The sequence below is a fragment of the Peribacillus sp. P4_C12 genome (genome assembly GCF_056402095.1).
Genome location: NZ_JBFUIB010000532.1, coordinates 1 through 2,398, shown reverse-complemented (window position 1 = coordinate 2,398; position 2,398 = coordinate 1). Strand labels below are relative to the sequence as shown.

The following is a 2,398-nucleotide window of genomic DNA, read 5'->3' as shown; positions in this document are numbered from 1 at the left end:
GTTACCTTATGAAAAGCAAGTAAAGAAATAAGTTCGTGAGCGTAATAATTTCGTATATTTGGTGGACGTGGACGTGCATAATCAATTAGATCAGTAACAATTGCATTTAACCGGTTTACTTCAGTTGGCAAGTGTTCCATAAGAACTTGGCGAAATTGAGGATTTTCATATTTACTCGGAAGCAGATCAATGAAAGTTTTAATAGATGTTAAGGGATTCCGAATTTCATGTGCAACACCTGCGACTAGTTGACCAAGTGCATGCAACTTTTCTTGRGTGACCAATTTTTTCTCTAATAGTTTCTTTTCCGTCTCATCATTCATGGAAAGTAAGAATCCTGTTTGTATTTCTTCAGAACTATACATTTTATGTACCGTATACGAGATTACTTTGCGTTCACTCTCCTCATTTAATACCAAAACTTGAAAATAATTTGTCCCATTTTTCTCTTCATGTTCTTGATAGGAACTATTAAATAACCTTATTAGAGTTGGATAATTCCTAAGATTCAAAATATTTTCCGCGGAGATGTTAAGAATGTCCGATGCTTTTGCATTACAGCTAGTTATTACAAAATCAAGGTCGAATGTAATGATCCCTGTATTTATATTGTTTAAAATTTGATCTTTAAATGCTTTACTATTAGCAATATTTTGCCGTTGCATCTGTAAATCCTTATTTAAAAGGTGTAGACTCTTTGTTTGGGCATGGACTGATTTCTTAAGTTTTTGATTCCATATGTAAATAATTAAAAGGATCAGAGCTACTGCGGCTAAGATTACGATTAACCAAAAGATAAATTGCTCCAACCTGGCAATTTTTTGATTGGATTGAGGCATGACCCATTTATCAATTATCTCGTTTAAATTTCGATTTGCTTTAAGTTCAGTGAGTGTATTGTCCATCATGAAAAGCAACGTTTGATTCCCTTTTTTAACTGCAATCGTATAATCTGCTGGTTCAATAACTTCATCAAGTATGATGTAATGATTTTCTTGTCTGAACTTTTTTAAATAATAGTCTGCAGTCCATTTGTTTCCGATAAATACATCTGCCCGTTTGTTCAATAATGTTAGAATACCCGAGTATTGATTAGAAACAGTAGTTAGGTTTGTATTTCTCATGTTCAAAAATGTGCTGATTACTGGCGTGTTATTATCAAGTACAACATGTGAATTACGTAAATCTGTGAGAGTATGAATATCATTTTGCTTGGCGTTTGGGATAATTATTGATTGAGACATTGTGAAATATGATTGGGTAAAGTCAAATTGATTATCTTTTTCGGTACTATATGTACTACCAACAATCGCATCAATAGATCCATCCTTTAAAGCCTTTTCCGCATCTTGCATACCCATAGGAATATATTCAAAATCAAGCCCATTATAATCCGCTATTTTCTCCATTATATCAATGTTAATACCAGTCAGCTCTCCATCCTTATTTTTAAATGAAAAAGGTGGAAGAGCCCATTCTCCTGCAATTTTATACGTTTTTTGTTCGGCAAAAATATCAGGGGACCATATTGTTTGAAAAAAGAGAGTGAAACAACATATACCTAATATTTTATACAATTGTTTTATAATTAAGAGCCCTCCTTAAAGTTGAAATTCTTAATTCCATGTAGTCATACTCTCGTTAAAAAACGCCATGATATTAATACTTCTCCAATAAGAACATGATACCTTTAATATCAAACATATTATTAGTGAAATCTGACACAGTTTTACATGTTGCAACAAATTATGTGCCGCTATTCTACAATAAATAAATCAACTTATTGTAGTAGGTAGCCACGCTGCCACCATTGCATCAGCACGTTTGCAAAATCTGTATATAGGTAAATCGAGATTAATGTCAAAAGCCTAATTACTATATAATTAAGTACCACATATTCACACTGAATACAGAAAGCTAAGCAACTAAAGTAAGAATAGCCCCTCTCACATTGAGAAGGGCTATTCAAACAATTCATATAATTTTCATTCACTTTTAGAAATAGCATCTGATTCTATTTAGTTTAGTTTAGAAAAGATTAACCTAGCAGGTGCCGATTTTAGAGAATTCCAACAGAAAAAAATAGTCCGCATAGGCAATTGTATACTCCTAAAAAGTAAACTCTTCCTCGTATAAAATTAATGTAATTTTGGCAAATTGAGATTAATTAAATTGATAAATGTCAATAATATTTAGAAAAGGAGTGAATAAAATGTCGATACAACAAACTAGGCCAATTAAACACCAAGTAGTCTCTGAAACAGAGAAGACCTTAAGGATGTTAGTGAAGAATGAAAATATGTCTCCAGAATTACAAGATTGCTATAAATTAGTGATTGGACACTTAAAACATATAATGGGCCATAAATATAACGGAAAGTAATGTTTGGTCATACTC

General features: G+C 32.2%; 2 protein-coding genes. One reads left to right on the top strand and one right to left on the bottom strand.

From position 1 onward, the window contains the following. Positions 1 to 1,577: transporter substrate-binding domain-containing protein (locus AC1DUW_RS26035; protein WP_477643843.1), on the bottom strand; the 1,577-nt coding region annotated here is incomplete at its 3' end. A 635-nt stretch (positions 1,578 to 2,212) separates the two neighbouring features. Between AC1DUW_RS26035 and AC1DUW_RS26030 the strand changes: the two genes are divergently transcribed. Continuing rightward, entirely contained in the window at positions 2,213 to 2,383 is a 171-nt protein-coding gene (locus AC1DUW_RS26030) for a hypothetical protein (RefSeq protein WP_161804923.1), read from the top strand. The last annotated feature ends 15 nt before the right edge of the window (positions 2,384 to 2,398 follow it).

Coding starts and splice junctions, on each gene's coding strand:
- AC1DUW_RS26030 (WP_161804923.1), top strand. CDS start 2,213: ATGTCGATACAACAAACTAGGCCAATTAAACACCAAGTAGTCTCTGAA.